Raw genomic sequence first — 20,016 nt, 5'->3', positions numbered from 1 at the left:
GAACCCGCATAAATGCAGTTGTTTTATCCGGCATCACTATTATACTGTGTTTGCCTTACGACAATAGTAGTAATTATTGTAACATATATTGTCAATAAAGTCAATTTGTGATTGATTACATAGCATAAAAGAGCTGCACCTTTTCAAAAAGGTGCAGCATATAATTTAGAAATATTTTTTGATTGCGTCAGTTGCAAGATTGCTGTCATAAGAAACTGTGATAACAACAGTTTTTCCTTCAGCTAAAGCTTCAACATCATTAAGGAACTGTGCAAACTCTTCTAAGTTATCGGGGCAGAATTTGAAAATACTGTCAATGTAAATTGAAGTAATATCATGATTTCCTGCCATAAGTCCACTTAAGAATGCTAAGAAAGAGTTATAGCTTTTAATATCAAATTGAGAAATATCAATTAGTCTTGCTGTATATTTAATATCATAGGTAAGCTTAGTACCTTTTTCAATACAAATAACATCGCCGTGATCCTCTTTGACTGCTGTGTTCACCATATCAATAAGTGACTTTGTTTTGCCCATGCCTTTTAATCCCATAATTACTTTTACCATTAGAAATTCCTCCTTTTGTTTAATTGTACTATAAATCCGTAAATTTTGCAACTAAAAAAAGTAATAAAATTTTTGTGCAATTAGTCTAAACGTTTTTCGAGAGCTTCTTTTTCGGATTCATATCCGGGCTTGCCTAAAAGAGCAAACATATTTTTCTTATATGCTTCAACTCCGGGCTGATTGAAAGGATTTACTCCTAAAATATATCCGGAAATACCGCAAGCTTTTTCAAAGAAATAAACCATATAGCCGTAGTTGTATTCATCCTGAGCATCAAGCTCTAAAACTATATTGGGCACACCGCCGTCGTTATGAGCTAAAATTGTGCCTTGATATGCCTTTTGATTTACAAAGGAAAGCTTTTTGCCTGTTAAGAAATTAAGACCGTCTGCATTTGCCTCATCATCAATTATATCAATTTCATAGCGGGATTTTTTAACCCATATAACAGTTTCAAAAAGATTTCTCATACCTTCTTGAATATACTGTCCCAAAGAGTGAAGGTCAGTAGAGAAAGAAACGGAAGCGGGGAAAATACCCTTGTTATCCTTGCCTTCGCTTTCTCCGTAAAGCTGTTTAAACCATTCGGAAAACTGAACGAGAGAAGGCTCGTAGTTTACAAGAAGCTCTGTTGTTTTGCCTTTTCTGTATAAAATGTTTCTAAGCGCGGCATAACGGTAGCAATCATTGTTTTCTATATCGTCATTTTCAAACGCCTTGCAAGCATCCTGCGCGCCCTTCATTATAGCGTCTATATCAGCGCCGCAAACGGCAATAGGAAGAAGGCCTACTGCAGTGAGAACAGAATATCTGCCGCCTATATCGTCAGCTATGACAAAGCTTTCGTAGCCCTCTTTGTCGGCAAGAGCTTTAAGAGTTCCTCTTGCTTTGTCGGTAGTGCAGAAAATTCTGTTTTTAGCTTCCTCTTTACCGTATTTCTTTTCAATAAGATCTTTGAAAATTCTGAAAGCAACAGCAGGCTCTGTTGTAGTTCCTGATTTTGAAATTACATTAAGACAAATATCCTTGCCTTCGCAAAGAGAAAGAAGCTCTGAAAGATAGGTAGAGCTTATGTTATTGCCGGCAAAATAAATATCGGGAGTGTCCTTTTTCATATTGTTATAAAAAGGAGATTTTAAAAACTCGATAGCACTGCGTGCACCTAAATATGAGCCGCCTATACCTATAACTATAAAGATATCACAGCTTTTTTTGATTTTTTCGGCAGCAGCCTTAATTCTTGAAAATTCTTCTTTGTCATAAGAAAAAGGCAGGTCTGTCCAACCTAAAAAATCGCTTCCTAAGCCGCTTTTTTCGTGCAATGTTTTATGAGCTGCAGAAACTGCAGGAGAAATAGCCTCTATTTCGTGGGAGTTTACAAATCCGTTAAGATATTTTTCACAAAGTTTTATTGCCATTTTTATCCTCCAAAAATTTTATTAATTTCTATATATTTTATATCATTTTAATTGAAAAATCAATAGATTAGCATCTGTTTTTAAAATTTTTAAACATAAAGTTTACAGATAGGTATATTCCTATTAACAAAAGCGAAAAATTATATCCTGTTGAAATGAGAAAATATATGCCCAAAGCTATAATCGGAACAAGAAAAAGCACCGAAATAATATCAGAGATAAGCTCTGCTTTTTGAAGTGGGAGCAAAATCTTTAAAAAAGAGCTTAATGCCCGCCCACCGTCAAGCTCAGAAACAGGCATTAAATTCATAAAACACATAATAAGATTGCAAGCAATTAAAAACCCTAAATATATATTTAGCATTTTAGCTATAATTATAAAAATAATTGCAATCGTGCCGTTTAAAAGAGGAGCGCATAAAGAAATAAACATCTCATTTTTATAGGATATTATAGGCATTTGTCCTAATTTTACAGATGCTCCAAAGGGCAAAAGAGTTATAGCCTGAATATCAGCACCAACAATTTTCATAGCTATAATATGTGCAGCTTCGTGAAGAAAGGCGCAGAAAAATAAAACCAAAAAAATTTCGAAGGAGTTTGTAATAATTATTATCAGATAAACAATGGGAGTGAAGACATTTATTTTAAAGGATGTGGAAGAATTGTTTTGATTTATCATTTGAAATCAAAATACAGTAACGGGTCTTGATATACTCCGTTGTAGTGCACTTCAAAATGAAGATGAGGTCCCGTAGAGCGTCCTGTGTTTCCCGATAATCCCAAAAGAGTTTTTGCAAAGACTTTTTGTCCCTTTTTAACCTTTATTTTGGAAAGATGCGCATAAAAGGTTTCAAAGCCGTTTTGGTGATTTACAAGAATATAGTTTCCCCAAACCGATGAATAGCCTGTTTTTTCTATTGTCCCGTCCATAGGAGAAATAATGTCTGTTCCCGTTTTAATACCTATATCTACTCCCGTGTGAAAGCTGGGATTTTTGGTTATAGGGTCTTTTCTTATGCCGAAATACGAGGTTATATATGATTTTACAGGGTTGTAGTATGTACAAGGAATGTCATGAACAACCGTATCGTATTCGGGAAATTTTTTGGTAGTCTGAGAGCTTTGTACCTGAGCCTTGGTATCGTCTTCTTCGGTAGAGGATAAAAGTCCGGGTTCATCAATAAAAGCAATTTCCGAAAAAGGCGAATAGCTGTTTGGTGATACAAGAGTTTGAGTTATCTGAGAGCTTTCTTCCTCTTCCTGTATATCTGTTTTTTCTTCAAATGAGACTTGCTCATTTTGATTGAAAACAGGAACACTCTCGGAGCTTCTTCCTAAAATAAAGGCTAAAAATTTATTTTGAGATGCCAAAGCATCAAGACGTGTATTTATATCGTATAAATTTGTATAGCGGTAGCTTTTTTCAAAAGTACCTGCCCTTACAGAAGCATAAAAATTATTGTTTATGGTTTTTAAAAGAAGTATGCTTAAAAAAATAACTAAACAAACAGAAAGCTGAAGCTGCATATGTTTAAAAATATTGCTTGCTTTTGTTTGCTTTTGAGAAGGCGTGTCCTTATTTTGTTGTGAAAAATCTTCCTCTGTTCGTAGCTCAGGCACTTCTTCCTTTGATGAAAAGCTGTTTTTTACTGAATTTATATTTCTTATTCCGTTCAAAAAAATCCCCTCCCGAATAAATATATTCGAAAGGGGATAAATAAATGACATTAAAGAGCTTCAATATTTTCAAAGGGAAAGGGAATATTGAGCTTTTTGTATTTTTCAATACAAAGCTTTTTAAAGGGTAAAATCTCAAGCTTTTCAATACAGGTGTAAGGCTTTAATAGATTTTCAAGCTTGTTAATACATTCCTCAGAGTCATTAATACTCGGAACATTAACATAACGTATCCATACAGGCTTATTTATTTTTTCAAGATAATCAAGAGTTTCAAGAGGTACTGAAAGAGGTATATTTATATATTTTCGGTACATCTCATCATCGGGCATTTTTATATCGAGTAAAACCAAATCACAAGCCTTAAGAGCTTCAAAAGAGTCTTTGCTTATAATACAGCCCGAGGTGTCAATTGCCGTATGAATATTATTTTTTTTGAGAAGCTCAATAGCTTTTTTTAATTCTTTTGCCTGCAGAAGAGGCTCTCCGCCCGAAAAGGTTACTCCGCCGTTTTTTATATATTCCTTACAGCGTAAAATTTTATCTGTAAGGGAAGCAAGGTCTGTTTCGTATCCGCCGTCTGCATCCCAGCTTTCAGGATTGTGACAGTAGGGACATCTTAAAGGACAGCCCTGCATAAAAACAACATATCGGACACCGGGCCCGTCTACAGTGCCTAAGCTTTGAAGCGAAAAAATACGCATTTTAAAAATTCCTTTAAATAATTATTTCGTTAAAATCTTCTCAATTTCAACTACATACATAGTATGATAATCCTTTGAAGGATAATATCTTTCAATTATATCCTTTTGGATAAAGCTATCCTCTTTTAATTCCTGCGCAAACAGCTTTTTGCAGATTAAAACAAGCTTTGACTCTTCAAAATACGGAGTTTGATTGTCAAAGAGGGGAGTAAGAGCGCACTTTTTGATTTTATCCTCATCTCTGCCGCTTACTTTGCCTAAATAGTTAAGGTCGTCTCTTCGGCTCCCATCAAGTACACATAGAGAAAGAGTATCAGAGGAGTCAACAAATTCCTTTGTGTAACGCTGTGGACGAATAAAAATATAAGCTACGTTTTTATTCCATAAAAAACCTAAACCGCCCCAGGAAGCAGTCATAGTGTTGACTTTATCACCCTTTGCGGCAGTAATCAGGAGCCAATCGTTACCTATAAGAGTAAAGGCGTTTTTTTCAAGCTCTGCAGGAGTAATTTCTTTAAATGACATTTTAATCACCTTTCGATAGTAATATTTTTGCCTTTACTGCAAATGCAGTAAAGGCAAAAGCTTTTACATAGATGTATGGAAGGTACGCATAATAACTTCCTTTTGCTGTTCTCTTGAAAGCTTATAGAAGTTTACTGCATATCCCGAAACACGTATTGTAAGATTGGGATATTTTTCGGGATTTTCATAGGCGTCAATGAGAGTTTCACGGTTTAAAACATTGACGTTGAGATGATGCGCTTTCTTTGCGAAATATCCGTCAAGAATAGCTGTCAGATTTTCGGTTTTGCTTTTTTCATCTTTACCCAAAGCATCGGGGGTGATAGAAAAAGTATTTGAAATTCCGTCACGGCAGCAAGAATAGGGGATTTTTGCAACCGAGTTAAGAGAAGCAAGAGCACCGTTTTGCTCTCTGTTGTGCATAGGATTGGCACCGGGGGCAAAAGGCTCTCCTTTTTTTCTGCCGTCGGGAGTAGCGCCTGTTTTCTTGCCGTAAACGACGTTTGATGTAATAGTAAGAACGGATAAGGTATGTCTTGCGTTTCTGTATGCCGGAGTTTGCTTGAGTTCATTTATAAATTCATTTACAAGCATAACGGCAATATCGTCAACACGGTCATCATCGTTTCCGAATTTAGGAAATTCACCTTCGGTTTTAAAGTCTACGATTATTCCGTCTTCGTTCTTTATAGGAGTTACTTTTGCATATTTTATAGCTGAAAGTGAATCCGCAACAACGGAAAGACCTGCAACACCGAAAGCCATAAGACGCTCTACGTTTGTATCGTGTAAAGCCATCTGAACCTTTTCGTAGGCATATTTATCGTGCATAAAGTGAATGATATTCATTATGCCTACGTAGGTTTTGCAAAGCCATTTCATATAATGACGAAAAACTGTCATAACCTTGTCATAGTCTAAAATCTCGTCGGGATAAATTTCGCCTTCGGGACCGGTTTGCATACCTGTATTTTCATCTTTACCGCCGTTAAGAGCCAATAAAAGAAGCTTTGCAAGGTTACAACGGGCACCGAAATATTGCATTTGCTTACCTATACGCATAGCTGAAACACAGCAGGCAATAGCGTAATCGTCGCCGTATTCGGGACGCATAACATCGTCATTCTCGTATTGAATAGAGTCAGTATCAATGGAAACCTTTGCACAAAAATCTTTAAAGGCCTGAGGTAAATCGTTAGACCAAAGTACAGTCAGATTAGGCTCCGGAGCACTGCCTAAATTATAAAGAGTATTTAAAATTCTGAAGGAGGATTTTGTAACGAGAGTTCTTCCGTCCAATCCCATACCGCCGACAGCTTCGGTAATCCACATCGGGTCTCCGCCGAAAAGCTCGTTATATTCGGGAGTACGTAAATGGCGTGCCATACGAAGCTTAAGAACAAAATCGTCAAAAAATTCCTGAATTTCGGATTCTGTGTATTTTCCGCTTTCTAAATCACGTTGAGCATAGATATCAATAAAAGTAGAAACTCTGCCCAAGGACATAGCGGCACCGTTTTGCTCTTTTATAGCCGCTAAATATGCAAAATAAAGCCATTGAATAGCTTCCTTTGTATCTGCAGCAGGACGGGAAATGTCATATCCGTAGCTTTTCGCCATTTCCTTAGTCATTTCCATAAAGCTTATTTGCTTATATAGCTCTTCGCAAAGTCTTATGGAAGATTCACTCATAGGCTTTGAGCCAAGAAGCTCTTTGTCTTTGATTTTTTCGGAAATAATTGTATCAATACCGTAAAGAGCAACACGCCTGTAATCTCCGATTATTCTTCCTCTGCCGTAAGCATCGGGAAGACCTGTTATAACTCCCGATTTACGCAAGCGGCGCATCTCGTCGGTATATATTCTGTAAACACCGTCATTGTGAGTGGTGCGGTATATAAAGCTGTCTCTTATTTTTTCGGGAAATTCTACGTTATAAGCTTTACAAGCAGAAATAGCCATACGGATTCCGCCGAAGGGATTTATAGCTCTTTTAAGAGGTTTATCGGTTTGAAGACCTAAAATGATTTCATTTTCTTTGTCAATATATCCGGGGTTGTGATGAAGCACTGAAGCTACATCGTCAGTAGCTATTTCAAGCACACCGCCGTTTTCGTGTTCTTTTTTTAAAAGAGCTTGAAATTTTTTGTTAAGCTCTTTTGTTCGCTGTGTAGCAGGCTGTAAAAATGAGGCATCAGAGGTGTACGGTTTATAATTTTTAAGAATGAAATCACGTACATCTATTTGATTTTTCCAATCGCCGCCTATAAAGCCGTGCCATTCTTTGTGTTCTAAATTCATATATTATTACGCCGTAAATTTAAAAATCAATCGACGCATTTCCTTTCTTAAAATTTTTCAATATCATTAAGCCAGATGTCTGCACAAGCATCACTGGGCATAGAAAAAGCTCCTCTTGGAGAAAGACAAACAGAAGCTATTCTCGGACCGTCAGGAAGACAGGAACGTTTGAATTGCTGAGAAAAGAAACGCCTATAAAACAGCTTGAGCCAATGTTTGATAATTTCTTCTGAATAAATATCCTTGTATGCGTGCATACACAAACGTAATATTTTTTCAGGAGAAAAGCCCCAACGGACAATATAATAAAGAAAAAAATCGTGTAGCTCGTAAGGACCTACAATTTCTTCTGTTTTCTGAGCTATTTTGCCTTCTTTATCAGCAGGTAAAAGCTCAGGGCTTACAGGAGTATCTACAATATCGTAGAGAACAGCTTTAAGCTTCTCGTTGTTACAGCTATCAGCATAATATCTGATAATGTAACGCATCAGAGTTTTCGGAACGCAGGCATTGACACCGTACATTGACATATGGTCGCCGTTGTAGGTGGCAAAGCCCAATGCAAGCTCAGATAAATCTCCTGTGCCTATTACAATACCGTTTGTCTTGTTTGCAATATCCATAAGAATTTGGGTTCTTTCTCTTGCCTGAGCGTTTTCAAAAACCACATTGTGATTTGAAATATCGTGTCCGATATCTTCAAAATGCTGTGTTACTGATTTTGCAATATCTATATGCTTTAAAACTACACCCAATTCAGAACAAAGCAGCTTTGCATTTTCAAATGTTCTTGAAGAGGTGCCAAAGCAAGGCATTGTAACTGCAACAATGCTTTTTTTGTCCATATTAAGATTTTTAACTGCTCTTGATGCAACAAGCATAGCAAGACAGGAGTCAAGTCCTCCCGAAATACCTATAACCAATGACTTGCAATTGCAGTGAAGAATTCTTTTTTCAAGACCTTTGCTTTGAATTGATAAAATAGCTTCGCAACGTCTTTGTATTTCATCGTTATCAAGAGGTATAAAGGGGTTAGCCTTTACAGTTCTTGAAAGTTCAGTTTTTTTTAAAGGCATTGAAAATTCTATTATTTTATATCCTGTTAAATTATTTTCAAAGCTTGCATTACGGCATCTCTCACTGTCAAGCTTAAATACATCTAATTCTGTAGACGCAATATCACTTGAGAAGGGAAGAGCTTCTGCAATTATATTGCCGTTTTCAGCAATAACGCTATGTCCCGAAAAAACAACGTCAGTAGTGCTTTCACCTTGTCCTGCGTTTGAAAAAACATATCCGCAAGCAAGCTTTGCACTTGAAGAAATTACAAGATTTCTTCTTAAAGCTTCTCTGCCGACAGCTTCGTAATCTGCAGAAGGATTGGCAATAACGGTAGCACCTGCTTTAGCGTGGAAAACAGAGGGGGAAACAGGTGCCCAGATATCTTCGCAGATTTCCACGCCTATTTTAAATTCGGGAAGCTCTATACAAGAGAATAGAAGCTTAGTCCCAAAGGGATATTTTTTATCGTTGATTTTAATTTCAGTAATTTCGTTATCTGCTTTTGAAAAATGATTGGATTTAAAAATGTTAGTCTTGGGAACAACACCTAAAATATTTCCCTTGTAAATAACGGCGGCACAGTCAAAAAGCTTGGAGTTTACACTCAAAGGTAAACCTACAATAATAACTGTTTCAAGCTTATCAGAAGCTTTTTTTATTTCTTTAAGCCCGTCAACTGCACTTTGGAGCAATGCTTTTTGTAAAAATAAATCACCGCAGGTAGAGCCGGTAATGCAAAGCTCTGGAAACACTAAAAGGTTAACTCCGTTCTGAGCTTGCCCCTGCATAATATCAATTATTTTTTTGGTATTGTATTTACAATCAGCAACTCTGATTTCAGGGGTAGCGCACGCAACCTTTACAAAACCGTCTTTCATATAAAAATGTCATCCTTTCAAGACCAACGTTCACCGGTTTCTAAAACGACCTCTCCCTTTGAAAGAGAGGATTTAACATCTATAATTCTTTGATTTGTTGAGCCTTTGAATTTAAGGCATAAGCTTCTGTTTTCAAGCTCAAAACGACCGTCAATAAGAGTATCTGCAAAAGAAAGAAGCTCTTTTTTTACAGGGTCATCTATAATCTCTTGGTAAGTAAAGCCAGAATAAATTGCAAGCTCTAATCCGCTGTCCTTTATCATTTTTGCAAGAGGCAGAAGCTCTTTTGCCTGCAAAAAGGGTTCACCGCCCGAAAAGGTTACACCCGATAATAATATATTATCCTTAAATTCATTGAATATTTCTTCGGGACTCATAAGACTTCCGCCGTCCAAAGCCCATGTTGAAGGGTTGTGACAACCCTTGCAACAATGGGTACAGCCTTGTACAAAAAGTGTAAAGCGAAGACCGGGTCCGTCTGTAATAGAATCGTTTATAAAATTTGCAACGCGGATTTTATCAGACATTATGCTTAACCCTGTCTCTCTCCTCAGCTCTCTTTGCATCGTTGAAGCGGTCAAGAGTACCTACAAGGTAGCCTGTAATTCTTCTGATACGGTCAAAATGAGCGCCGTCCTCTTCACGTCTGCCGCATTTGGGACATTCGTCATTGATAATTCCTGTATATCCGCATACAGGGTCGCTGTCAACAGGATGGTTGATAGAGCCGTAGCCTACGCCGTACTCTTTCATAGCGTGAACAATCTTTTCGAAAGCTTCGATGTTGTTTGTGGTATCACCGTCAAGCTCAACGTAGGTGATATGTCCTGCGTTTGTAAGAGCGTGATAGGGAGCTTCTATCTTGATTTTTTCAAGAGCAGAAATCTTGTGATAAACAGGAACATGGAAGCTGTTTGTGTAATACTCTTTATCGGTAACGCCGGGGATTTTTCCGTATTTTTTAGCATCTATTCTTACAAAACGTCCGGAAAGTCCTTCAGCGGGAGTAGCTAGCAGTGAGAAGTTAAGCTTCTTTTCATTTGCCATTCTGTCACAGAAATCTCTCATAAAGGTTACAATATCAAGTCCGAGATTTCTTGCTTCCTCAGATTCGCCGTGATGCTTGCCGATAAGAGCAACAAGTGCCTCAGCAAGTCCGATAAAGCCTATTGACAAAGTACCGTTCTTTAATACCTCGCCAACCTCGTCATCAACCTTAAGGTCTTTGGAGTTTATCCATACACCCTGACCCATAAGGAAGGGATAGTTTTTAACTCTCTTTTTGCGCTGAATTTCAAAACGGTCAAGAAGTTGTTTTGCAACAAGCTCCATTTTTCTCTCTAACTCTTCAAAGAACCACTCAAGGTTGTGATTACTCTTAATAGCAATTCTGGGAAGGTTAATAGATGTAAAGGAAAGATTTCCTCTTCCGAAAACAATTTCGTTTTCAGGGTCATAGGTATTACCTATAACTCTTGTACGGCAGCCCATGTATGCAATTTCTGTTTCGGGACGTCCGGGCTTGTAGTATTGCTTGTTGAAGGGAGCGTCAATAAATGAGAAGTTGGGGAAAAGACGCTTAGCACTTACACGGCAAGCAAGACGGAACAAGTCGTAGTTGGGGTCGGTTTTGTTGTAGTTGATGCCTTCCATAACCTTGAGAATTTGAATGGGGAATATGGGAGTTTCGCCAAAACCTAAGCCTGCTTCTGTAGCCAGAAGAATGTTTTTAACAACCATTCTGCCTTCGGGAGATGTATCTGTACCGTAGTTGATAGAGGAGAAAGGAGTCTGAGCGCCTGCACGGGAATGCATTGTGTTAAGATTGTGAATAAATGCTTCCATAGCCTGATAGGTAGCTCGGTCTGTTTCCTTATTGGCATTCTCAACTGCAAACTTGTGAGCTTTTTTGTACTCTTCGTCGTTTTCAAAATATGAGCTGAATGCCTTTTTCTCAGCCTTATCAAAGGTAGCATTGGGGGTAAGTGCAGGAACAAGAGAAGTATCCTTCTCAATATCTGCAAAAATTTTCTTTACATCATCGTGGGAGAGAATGTCGCCCTTGATGATTGAAAGAGCCTTATAAAAGTTTGAAATATAAAGCTTTTTATAAGTCTTTGCAACACCGGGTGCAAAAGAGTAGTCAAAGTTAGGAACACTCTGACCGCCGTGCTGATCGTTTTGGTTTGACTGTATAGCAATACAGCCTAAAGCCGCATAGCTCTGAATATCGTTGGGCTCACGGAGATAACCGTGTCCTGTGGAAAATCCGCCTTTGAAAAGGCTTAATAAGTCAATCTGACAGCAGGTTGTTGTAAGAGAATAAAAATCGAAATCGTGAATATGAATATCGCCGTTTTTATGAGCTTCAGCCTGAGAAGGAGTTAAAAGATATTTTTCATAATAATCCTTTGCACCCTCAGAGCCGTATTTAAGCATTGTACCCATAGCGGTATCGCCGTCGATATTTGCATTGTCACGCTTCATATCGCTGTTTTTGGAATCGGAGAAAGTAATCTCGTCATAAATACGCATAAGACGGGTGTTCATTTCTCTTGCCTTGCTACGCTCGTTACGGTAAATGATATATTTTTTTGCTACCATAGCATAGCCGTTTTCCATAAGAACGTTTTCAACAATATCTTGAATTTTTTCAATTTCGGGATTTGCATCTCCGTACATTTCAAAAAGACGCTGCTCAACTATTTTAGCAAGCTTTTCGCTTTGTCCCTCGTCTTTTCTGTTGCAGGATGCCATAGCCTTTGAAATGGCAGTAGAAATTTTGCGAATATCATATTCAACAATTCTGCCGTCTCTTTTTAAAATACCTGTAAACATTGTGTTTCCTCCTTGAATTTGTATGTATTATTTTTTTAAAATATTAAGTAAAAGCTGAATTTAACAGCTGGTACACCTATCGGTGCTCTATCATAATAGCATACAATATATACAAAGTCAAGTGGTTAAATTAAAAAATACACACAATATATTGTGTTTGTTAGTTTTTAACTATAAAGATATGATTTTTTAGGGAATTATGTCTATTTAGCCTTTCTTTTTTGAATAAAGTAAGCAACCTTAAGTAATATACAGTCGGGTAAAAAGCGGATTGCAAAACGGCCAAGCTTCATTGTTATACCGGGTACAATAACCTTCTTGCCTCTTTTTCCTTTGAGAGTCTTTTTGAGAGCATATTTAGCAACATATCGGCTTGAAAGTCCTTTTAAGCTAAAGCTTACACCTGCAACAGCATCAAATTCGGTTTTAACAGGTCCGGGACAAAGAACACAAATACTGGTAGAGCTGTTGTTTCTTTTAAGCTCCTGATTAACTGCAAGAGAAAGCCTTAAAACGTATGCCTTGGTGGCATAGTATGTGGCAAGTAAAGGACCGGGCATAAAAGCGGCAGAGGAGGCTACATTAAGTATTCTGACATTTTCTTTTTTTGAAAAGAGCTTTGTAAGTATGTGCAAGGCCTTTATGTTTAAGTCTATCATCTCAAGCTCTTTTTCTAAAGGAATTTCAACAAAATCTCCAAAAGTGCCAAAGCCTGCATTGTTTATAACAAGGTCAATTTGCTCATTCCTTACTCTCTCAAAAAGAAACTCTGCGGCACCGTCTTTGGAAAGGTCAACAGGAATTACCTTAGCTTTTGTTTTTAAGCTGTTTCTAAGCTCAATAAGCTTATCTTCTCTCCGGGCAGCAAGAAAAAGCTCATATCCCATATCACTTAAAATAATAGCCATATCCTTGCCGATACCTGAGCTTGCGCCTGTAATAAGTGCTTTTTTCATATTATTCATCCTATCTGTATATTAGTTATATAATGTCTGTGAAAGCTTATCCTCATCAGTAGGGGAGCCTACAATACATAAGCTTGAATTTTTAAAGTCGAGTATTTCTTTGCCTAATTCCAGAACCTGTTTTTCATTTACTGCATCAATTTCGTTTAGAAGCTGTTCAATGGGTTTGATTTTCCCGTTTATGCAAAGGCTTCTGCCCATATATCCTGAACGGGAAGATGTACTTTCAACACCTAAAACAACTCCCGATTTGAGCTGTTCTTTTGCTCTTTGAAGCTCTCCGTCTATTAAGCCGTTATCAATTAAATTGATAGCCTCCTGCTTTATCAGCTTTATTGCCTCTAATTGAGAGCTTGCCTTTAAAGCTGCATAAATAAAGAAAAGTCCGTTTTTTCTGTGTTTTTCGGGAAAAGATGAAACAGTATATACAAGTCCTCTTTTTTCACGTATGCTTTGAAAAAGCCTCGAGGACATTCCTGCACCTAAAATACAGTTAAGAACAGATAAAGAGGCGTTTTTCTCGCTGTCGTCTGTTCCTATTGACTTAAAGCCTATAGCGATATGAGTTTGCTCAAAATCACGCTTCAAAAGCTGTATGGATTTTCGATAAATTGGCTCGGGGATAGAAAGGGGAGAGCTTTGTGATTTTTTAAAGGTAGCTTCAATAAAAGCCTTAATCTGTTTTTTGTCAAAGCTTCCGGAAATTGAAATAACGATATTGTCGCAGGTGTAGCGGCTGTTTTTATATTCAAAAAGCTTTTGACGTTCAAAGCCTTTGACAGTCTGCTCGTTTCCTAAAATAGGAAAACAAAAAGGGCTTGGGCTCCATACACTGTTAATGAGATTTTCCACAGCAGTTTCGTCGGGAGAATCGTTTGTCATAGCAATTTCTTCAAGCACTACATTTTTTTCGTTTTCTATATCCTCTTTGGAAAATCGAGGATTTAAAACCATATCCGAAAGAATTTCTAAAGCTTTAAGACAGTGAGAATCAAGTACCTTTATATAATAGCAGGTCATTTCCTTTGCTGTAAAGGCATTGGCTTGTCCTCCTATATCGTCAAGGTCATTGGCAAGCTTTAATGCGCTTCGTTTTTCTGTGCCTTTAAAGCTCATATGCTCTATAAAATGCGATATGCCGTTTTGCATATTGCTTTCGTAAATACTGCCTGCTTTAACCCAAATTCCCAAGGTGGCAGATTTAACATAATCTATTTTATCTGTTGCAAGAGTAATTCCGTTTTCTAAGGTTTCATAAGTAAACATAAAATAAAAACCTTTCTTTAAATTTATATACATTTATTTTGGATAGGCTTTTAAAAAATATCCGCCGGAAAAGCACTGCTTTCCGGCGGTATTGTTAAAACATATTAGGAAAGAATATTGCTAAGCTTATCAATGCTGTACTTCTTAAGAACGGAATCGTTGTAGCTTACCTTGTACTCAGCGTTCCACTCTTTTAACAGTTCAGTTCTTTTCTCGTTGGAGATTGTTGAGAAAATATCATTTTTAAGAAGTTCAAAAACTTTTGCTTGCGCTGAAACGTCAAATTTCTGCATAATATGCCAGCCGTAAGAGGTTTCAACCATCTCAATAGAGCCTACAGCCATTTCCTTAGCCTTGTCATAGAACTTTGTATCCATTTGATTCTTAGTGAAAACATATCCGTAAGGCTCAACAAGGAAACCGTTGCTGTAAGTAAATTCTTTACTTTCGGAAACGCTGTCCTCAGTATTGTCTTTTGCAAGAGTAAGGAAGTCTTCGCCTGCCTTAGCTTTTGCTAAAATTCCTTCAGCCTTAGCCTTTGCATCGTTGAAAAGCTTGATGTTTGCATCGCTCTGGTCTTTAGTAGAAGAAATTGTGTTCTTCTTATCATCTGTAGGATATTTAATAAGAATATGTCTTACGTGGAAATACTCATCAGCAAGATATTTCTTAAGAGCTTCATCAGTAATCTCTTTTTCTCCGCCCTTTGAGAAAAGCTTGTCAAAAACGAGCTCCTGCTTGTAAATTTCAGTAAGGAAATCTTTGAAAGCGGTTTCGGAAAGCTTTAATTTAGCACGTAGCTTTCTGATTGTAGCTTCACCCATATTTGTAACCATAGAATCATAGTTCTGGTTAACAGCTGAAATATCGTCGTTTGAAATAGAAAGTCCCATATCGGTAAACTTCTGAGATGCAACAAACATTGCAAGAGCCTGGTCTCTTATGTCGTCATTGTACTGAGCAACATAGTCTATGCTTGAGCCTTCCGGTGTTTTCAGTAAATCTGAAATTGAAGCACCGTAATAACTTGCATAATATTCAAGGTTCATATGCATCATATATGCAGTATAGATATAAAGCTTTGTATCAAGGTCATGTGTTGTACCGCTTTTTTCTGCAGTACCAAAGCTTGCAGGGATAGATGAGCAGCCGGAGAAGAAGCAAAGAAGTACGGCTACTGCCATTAGAAAGCCTAAAGGTTTAATAAATTTTTTCATAAGTATCCTCCACTTTATATGTCAATTAACATATATAATATCATAAAAATAAAATAATGTCTATATTAAAATTATTAATTTTTTGCTTGCAAGTACATTTCCTGCATATATTCGTAAACATCATCAGGAAGATTTGAGAAATAGAAGCATTTGTTCATATATTCTTCAGAAGGGTATGAAAGCTCGTTGCTTTTGATTTCATCATCAAGAAGCTCAAATGCCGCCTTGTTTGGAGTGGAATATCCTATATACTCTGCATTTGCTTTTGCAATTTCAGCTTCAAGCATATAGTTTATAAATTTTTCTGCAAGCTCTTTGTTTTTGGAAGAGGTGGGAATACACATACAGTCAACAAATTTGTTTGTACCTTCCTTAGGAAGAGCATATGTCAGATTTTCGTTATTGCCCATCATACTTACAATATCGCCTGCATAGTAAGCAGCAATAGCAGCCTGATTGTTTTCCATTTCGGGAAAGGTCTGGTCCATAGCATATTTCTTAAGAAAAGGCTTTTGTTCTTTAAGATAGCTTGTAGCAATATCAATATCTTCTTTTGTAACTACATCGGGGGTAATTCCTTTTAGAAGCATAGCAATAGCCATAGCATCACGGGAGTTGTCAATCATAAGAATTTTACCCTTGTATGCTTCATTCCACATAGCGCTGTAGCTGTCAATATTGTCCTGTATCATATTTTTGTTGTAAACAATAGCAACAATACCCGCAGAGTAGGGTACACAGTATTCATTATTGGGGTCAAAGGGCAGATTTTTGTAGCTGTCCATTATGTTCTTATAGTTTGGTACATTGTCAAAATTGATTTTCTGAACAAGTCCTTTTTCTATAAGCTTGCCTATCATATAGTCGGAGGGAATAACTATGTCATATGAAGAGTTTGTGCTTTTTAGAATGTCATACATCTCTTCGTTTGTTTCATAGGTTGTATAATTTACTTTGATGTTGTATCTGTCTTCAAATTCTGCAATTACATCGAGAGTACCTTCAGAACCGTCAGAAATAAATTCGCCCCAGTTGTAAACGTTGATTTCGCCTTCGTAGCTTTTACAGCCGGACATAGATAAAACGCCGAGTAAAACAGCAATAAGAATAATAAAAGATATAGTTTTTTTCAAGAAAATCAACCCTTTTCAAATTAAATTTTTTTGCCGGATACGGCTTCTTTTTCTTTTTTACTTCCCCGTATGTTTATTATAATCAATACACTTAAGGTTATAATAAATAAAAGAGCCGAAAGAGCATTGATAGTGGGAGAAATACGCTTTTTAAGCATTGTTGCAATTTCAATTGGAAGCGTCTGGAATTTAGAGCCTCTTGTAAAATAAGTTATTATATAGTCATCTAAAGAATAGGTAAATGCCATAAGAAAGCCAGATATTACACCCGGCATAATTTCGGGAATAACAACCTTTACAAAGGCTTTTCTGGGATTACAGCCTAAATCCTGCGCCGCTTCGAAAAGACTTATGTCCATTTGCCTCAGCTTTGGCATAACATTTAAAATTACATATGGAACACAAAAGCCTATATGAGCAAGAAGAACAGTTGTAAAGCCCATTTCAAAATTAAGAAGCTCACCCAAGAAAACAAACAAAAGCATAAAGGAAACGCCCGTTACTATTTCGGGATTGATAATGGGTATGTTTGAAACGTTAAGGAGAAGCTTTTTTGAAAAGCCTTTAAAATTATATATGCCTAAAGCGGCCAAGGTACCTAAAATAGTAGCAAAGATTGCCGCAAGAAAAGCAATAAGCAAGGTATTATATACGCTTTCCATAAGGGAAGAATCACGGAAAAGCTCTTTGTACCATTTAAAAGTAAAGCCTTTCCATACAGTAGTTTTTCCGTCATTAAAGGAATAAAGAATAAGAACAAGAATAGGAGCGTATAAAAAGAGCATAACAAGCCCTACGTATATTTTAGAAGAAAGCTTTTTCAAAGCATCACCTCCAAAAAAGGTATTTATAATCAGAAGATGGCTTCCTCGTCGCCGAATTTATTCATAACACCTATAAAAATAAGCATTATAACCATCAGCACAAGGGACATAGCCGAGCCTACGTTTCTTGAAATAGGAAATTCCTTTTGAATTATATCACCTATAAGCATATCGTTAGGACCGCCTAAATAGGTGGATACAAGAAAGGTGCTGGCAGCGGGAACAAAAACCATAGTTATTCCAGAAATTATACCGGGAACACTCAAAGGTATAATTACTTTAGAAAAGGTTCTTAAAGTGTTTGCACCTAAATCGTTTGCCGCCTCTATTATGCTGTTGTCTATTTTAAGCATAACGGTATATAAAGGAAGCACCATAAAGGGCAAAAAGTTATATACCATTCCCAAAACTACAGCACCGCTGTTTCCCAACAGTGTAGCCTTAATTCCGAAAAAGGAAATAATATTGCTGATAATACCGCCGTCCTGCAAAAGCATCATCCACGAATAAATTCTCAAAAGAAAATTCATCCACATAGGAAGCATTATAAGCATAACCATTGTGCGCCTTGCATTTGCACGGCAACGGGACATTATATAGGCTAAGGGATAGGCGATAATAAGGCAAATTGCTGTGGAAATAAAAGCAATTATCAAGGAGCGAATGAAGGCGTCCTTATAAATAAGAATTTTCATCATAGGCTCAAAGGATAGCTCACCCTGCTTGTTTGTAACAGCGTAGTAAGCAACCATAGCAAGAGGAACAACAGTAAAAATTATCATCCATATAATATATGGAATAGCAATACGCTTAGATTTCACCGCCTGTCACCTCCGAGGAAGTGTCAATAACGGTAAATTCAGCATTGTCTAAATTAAAGCAAATGGGTACATAGGTGGCAACCTGTTCGTCCTGCTCGCAGTTCATAATCCATTTGCGCTCGTCGGTTTCAAGAATTATCTCATTGTGAGAGCCCTTGTAGATAACGGAAACTATATATGCAGTAAAATCTCCGTTTCCGTCGCCTGCAATATAGATATCCTCGGGAGCAAGCTTAATGGAAAGCTTGGTTCCTTCTTCAAAGGTTTTTCCGTGTACTGTAAGAGCTTTGCCCTCTACTTCAATTTCAAAGTAGTTTTCCTGAGCGTTGCAATAGGTTACATCAGCTTTGAAAATATTGTCTGAGGTGGAGAACATCTTGTTCATAATGTGAATATTGTCGGGAATAAAGTCAATACCTACAGTTTTTCCCACAGGCTGACAGGAGGTGGAATGAATAAGCCACATACAGCCGTCAATATCAACTGTCATTTCATAGTGAACGCCCTTGAAAACAGCGTTTACAACAGGACCCTTTAGCTTTGCTTTTTCAGCATCAATTATGTCGATATCCTCGGGACGTATAACTACGTCTACAGGCTGATTGATTTCAAAGCCCTTGTCTATACAGGTAAACTGCGCTCCGCATACAGATACGGAAAAATCGTTCAGCATAGTGCCGTTAAGTATATTGGCTTCACCTATAAAGTCTGCAACGAAAGCGTTGGCAGGCTCGTTATAAATATCGGTAGGAGTGCCTATTTGCTCTATAACGCCGTTATTCATAACAACAACAGTGTCAGACATAGTAAGAGCTTCTTCCTGGTCGTGAGTTACATATATAAAAGTTGTTTGGGTCTGCTTTTGTATTCTCTTAAGCTCAATTTGCATATCCTTACGCAACTTAAGGTCAAGAGCGCCTAAAGGCTCATCAAGTAGAAGCACCTTAGGGTCGCAAACGAGAGCTCTTGCAATAGCAACTCTCTGCTGCTGACCGCCGGAAAGCTTGGAAACTGAACGCTTTTCATAACCCTTAAGGTCAACAATATTAAGCATCTGAGTTACCTTTTGCTTTATCTGAGCTTCGGGCATTTTCTTAAGACGCAAACCGAAAGCAACGTTTTCATAAACGTTAAGATGGGGGAATAAAGCATATTTCTGGAAAACGGTATTAACGTTTCTTTTGTGAGGAGGCATACCGTTGATTTTTTCCCCTTCAAAAAAAATATCCCCACTATCAGGCGTCAAAAAACCACCTATTATTCTCAGCGTAGTAGTCTTTCCGCAACCGCTGGGACCTAAAAAGGTGACAAATTCTTTATCCTTGATATTGAGATTAATTTTGTTAAGTATAATTTCGTTGTCAAATTCAACATAGATATCCTTTAAGGATATTATGAAGCCGTGCTCCATCTCTCTACCCCTTTCTGAAATGTATCTTAAAAGATACACCTATTAACTAAATAAGAGTATATAATTTTTTGTGTTATTTTGTCAATATTTTAGCTAAAAAAATATTATTTTAAAAAAAATTTATAATTTATGATAATTTTTAGCATTTTAAATCGAATTTATTGACAAAATCAATATCTTTAACGGTAAATTTTTTACCCTTAAGATAATTAAGCTGCCCTGCATCAGAAGAAAAACTGAACTCAAGACTGTAAGAGCAAAGCGCCTGCGATTTAAGACCAAGACTTTTGTTTGTTTGATTAAGTCCGTATTTACCGTCTCCCGCAAGGGGATGTCCTATATTGGCAAGCTGAGCTCTTATCTGATGGGTTCTGCCTGTAATAAGCTCAATTTCAAGTAAAGAAAG

At 37.2% G+C, this 20,016-nt stretch carries 17 protein-coding genes; all 17 read right to left on the bottom strand.

Features of this window, described 5'->3' with window-relative positions:
* Positions 1-165 precede the first annotated feature (165 nt).
* The gene (locus E7480_04110) at positions 166-567 is read right to left on the bottom strand and encodes a hypothetical protein (GenBank protein ID MBE6903774.1); all 402 of its coding nucleotides are present in this window, start codon (positions 565-567) and stop codon (positions 166-168) included.
* A gap of 80 nt (positions 568-647) precedes the next feature.
* A complete protein-coding gene (locus E7480_04105; GenBank protein ID MBE6903773.1) occupies positions 648-1,985 on the bottom strand; it encodes a glucose-6-phosphate isomerase in 1,338 nt (445 codons plus the stop codon).
* Between the two features lie 67 nt (positions 1,986-2,052).
* Positions 2,053-2,517: a hypothetical protein gene (locus E7480_04100; protein ID MBE6903772.1), complete on the bottom strand. Its 465-nt coding sequence runs from the start codon at positions 2,515-2,517 to the stop codon at positions 2,053-2,055.
* Between the two features lie 146 nt (positions 2,518-2,663).
* Positions 2,664-3,716 (bottom strand): M23 family metallopeptidase, encoded by a 1,053-nt coding sequence (locus E7480_04095; GenBank protein MBE6903771.1) that lies wholly within the window; start codon positions 3,714-3,716, stop codon positions 2,664-2,666.
* Positions 3,716-4,369, bottom strand: coding sequence for a pyruvate formate lyase-activating protein (gene pflA, locus E7480_04090; protein MBE6903770.1), 654 nt, complete (start codon positions 4,367-4,369; stop codon positions 3,716-3,718). Before pflA ends, E7480_04095 begins: the two co-directional genes overlap by 1 nt.
* A gap of 21 nt (positions 4,370-4,390) precedes the next feature.
* Positions 4,391-4,894 (bottom strand): flavin reductase family protein, encoded by a 504-nt coding sequence (locus E7480_04085; protein MBE6903769.1) that lies wholly within the window; start codon positions 4,892-4,894, stop codon positions 4,391-4,393.
* A 63-nt stretch (positions 4,895-4,957) separates the two neighbouring features.
* Positions 4,958-7,195 carry a formate C-acetyltransferase gene (gene pflB / locus E7480_04080; protein MBE6903768.1) on the bottom strand — a complete coding sequence of 746 codons (2,238 nt, stop codon included), beginning with the start codon at positions 7,193-7,195 and terminating at the stop codon, positions 4,958-4,960.
* A gap of 47 nt (positions 7,196-7,242) precedes the next feature.
* The gene (locus tag E7480_04075) at positions 7,243-9,135 is read right to left on the bottom strand and encodes an NAD(+) synthase (protein ID MBE6903767.1); all 1,893 of its coding nucleotides are present in this window, start codon (positions 9,133-9,135) and stop codon (positions 7,243-7,245) included.
* A gap of 17 nt (positions 9,136-9,152) precedes the next feature.
* Complete coding sequence (gene nrdG / locus E7480_04070; protein MBE6903766.1) at positions 9,153-9,662, bottom strand: anaerobic ribonucleoside-triphosphate reductase activating protein; 510 nt, start codon at positions 9,660-9,662, stop codon at positions 9,153-9,155.
* Entirely contained in the window at positions 9,655-11,973 is a 2,319-nt protein-coding gene (locus E7480_04065) for an anaerobic ribonucleoside triphosphate reductase (protein MBE6903765.1), read from the bottom strand. The genes nrdG and E7480_04065 overlap by 8 nt, the downstream gene beginning before the upstream one ends.
* Positions 11,974-12,176: 203 nt before the next feature.
* On the bottom strand, positions 12,177-12,929 hold the full coding sequence (locus E7480_04060) for an SDR family NAD(P)-dependent oxidoreductase (GenBank protein MBE6903764.1): 753 nt from the start codon (positions 12,927-12,929) through the stop codon (positions 12,177-12,179).
* 21 nt (positions 12,930-12,950) lie between these two features.
* The gene (locus E7480_04055; protein ID MBE6903763.1) at positions 12,951-14,237 is read right to left on the bottom strand and encodes an insulinase family protein; all 1,287 of its coding nucleotides are present in this window, start codon (positions 14,235-14,237) and stop codon (positions 12,951-12,953) included.
* A gap of 71 nt (positions 14,238-14,308) precedes the next feature.
* On the bottom strand, positions 14,309-15,421 hold the full coding sequence (locus E7480_04050) for a hypothetical protein (GenBank protein MBE6903762.1): 1,113 nt from the start codon (positions 15,419-15,421) through the stop codon (positions 14,309-14,311).
* A 74-nt stretch (positions 15,422-15,495) separates the two neighbouring features.
* On the bottom strand, positions 15,496-16,554 hold the full coding sequence (locus E7480_04045) for a spermidine/putrescine ABC transporter substrate-binding protein (protein MBE6903761.1): 1,059 nt from the start codon (positions 16,552-16,554) through the stop codon (positions 15,496-15,498).
* A gap of 20 nt (positions 16,555-16,574) precedes the next feature.
* The gene (locus tag E7480_04040; GenBank protein ID MBE6903760.1) at positions 16,575-17,339 is read right to left on the bottom strand and encodes an ABC transporter permease; all 765 of its coding nucleotides are present in this window, start codon (positions 17,337-17,339) and stop codon (positions 16,575-16,577) included.
* A gap of 68 nt (positions 17,340-17,407) precedes the next feature.
* The gene (locus tag E7480_04035) at positions 17,408-18,160 is read right to left on the bottom strand and encodes an ABC transporter permease (protein MBE6903759.1); all 753 of its coding nucleotides are present in this window, start codon (positions 18,158-18,160) and stop codon (positions 17,408-17,410) included.
* Between the two features lie 28 nt (positions 18,161-18,188).
* Positions 18,189-19,610 (bottom strand): polyamine ABC transporter ATP-binding protein, encoded by a 1,422-nt coding sequence (gene potA / locus E7480_04030; protein ID MBE6903758.1) that lies wholly within the window; start codon positions 19,608-19,610, stop codon positions 18,189-18,191.
* Positions 19,611-20,016 lie beyond the last annotated feature (406 nt).

This window comes from Oscillospiraceae bacterium, assembly GCA_015067255.1.
Classification (GTDB): Bacteria; Bacillota; Clostridia; order Oscillospirales; family SIG519; genus SIG519.
Note: the sequence above shows the minus strand (reverse complement) of the source record. Positions and strands in the feature narration are given on the sequence as shown.

Excerpts from the sequence above, each read along its gene's own strand:
- E7480_04110 (MBE6903774.1), bottom strand. The coding sequence starts at position 567 with ATGGTAAAAGTAATTATGGGATTAAAAGGCATGGGCAAAACAAAGTCA.
- E7480_04105 (MBE6903773.1), bottom strand. The coding sequence starts at position 1,985 with ATGGCAATAAAACTTTGTGAAAAATATCTTAACGGATTTGTAAACTCC.
- E7480_04100 (MBE6903772.1), bottom strand. The coding sequence starts at position 2,517 with ATGAAAATTGTTGGTGCTGATATTCAGGCTATAACTCTTTTGCCCTTT.
- E7480_04095 (MBE6903771.1), bottom strand. The coding sequence starts at position 3,716 with ATGTCATTTATTTATCCCCTTTCGAATATATTTATTCGGGAGGGGATT.
- pflA (MBE6903770.1), bottom strand. The coding sequence starts at position 4,369 with ATGCGTATTTTTTCGCTTCAAAGCTTAGGCACTGTAGACGGGCCCGGT.
- E7480_04085 (MBE6903769.1), bottom strand. The coding sequence starts at position 4,894 with ATGTCATTTAAAGAAATTACTCCTGCAGAGCTTGAAAAAAACGCCTTT.
- pflB (MBE6903768.1), bottom strand. The coding sequence starts at position 7,195 with ATGAATTTAGAACACAAAGAATGGCACGGCTTTATAGGCGGCGATTGG.
- E7480_04075 (MBE6903767.1), bottom strand. The coding sequence starts at position 9,135 with ATGAAAGACGGTTTTGTAAAGGTTGCGTGCGCTACCCCTGAAATCAGA.
- nrdG (MBE6903766.1), bottom strand. The coding sequence starts at position 9,662 with ATGTCTGATAAAATCCGCGTTGCAAATTTTATAAACGATTCTATTACA.
- E7480_04065 (MBE6903765.1), bottom strand. The coding sequence starts at position 11,973 with ATGTTTACAGGTATTTTAAAAAGAGACGGCAGAATTGTTGAATATGAT.
- E7480_04060 (MBE6903764.1), bottom strand. The coding sequence starts at position 12,929 with ATGAAAAAAGCACTTATTACAGGCGCAAGCTCAGGTATCGGCAAGGAT.
- E7480_04055 (MBE6903763.1), bottom strand. The coding sequence starts at position 14,237 with ATGTATATAAATTTAAAGAAAGGTTTTTATTTTATGTTTACTTATGAA.
- E7480_04050 (MBE6903762.1), bottom strand. The coding sequence starts at position 15,421 with ATGAAAAAATTTATTAAACCTTTAGGCTTTCTAATGGCAGTAGCCGTA.
- E7480_04040 (MBE6903760.1), bottom strand. The coding sequence starts at position 17,339 with ATGCTCTTTTTATACGCTCCTATTCTTGTTCTTATTCTTTATTCCTTT.
- E7480_04035 (MBE6903759.1), bottom strand. The coding sequence starts at position 18,160 with ATGATAATTTTTACTGTTGTTCCTCTTGCTATGGTTGCTTACTACGCT.
- potA (MBE6903758.1), bottom strand. The coding sequence starts at position 19,610 with ATGGAGCACGGCTTCATAATATCCTTAAAGGATATCTATGTTGAATTT.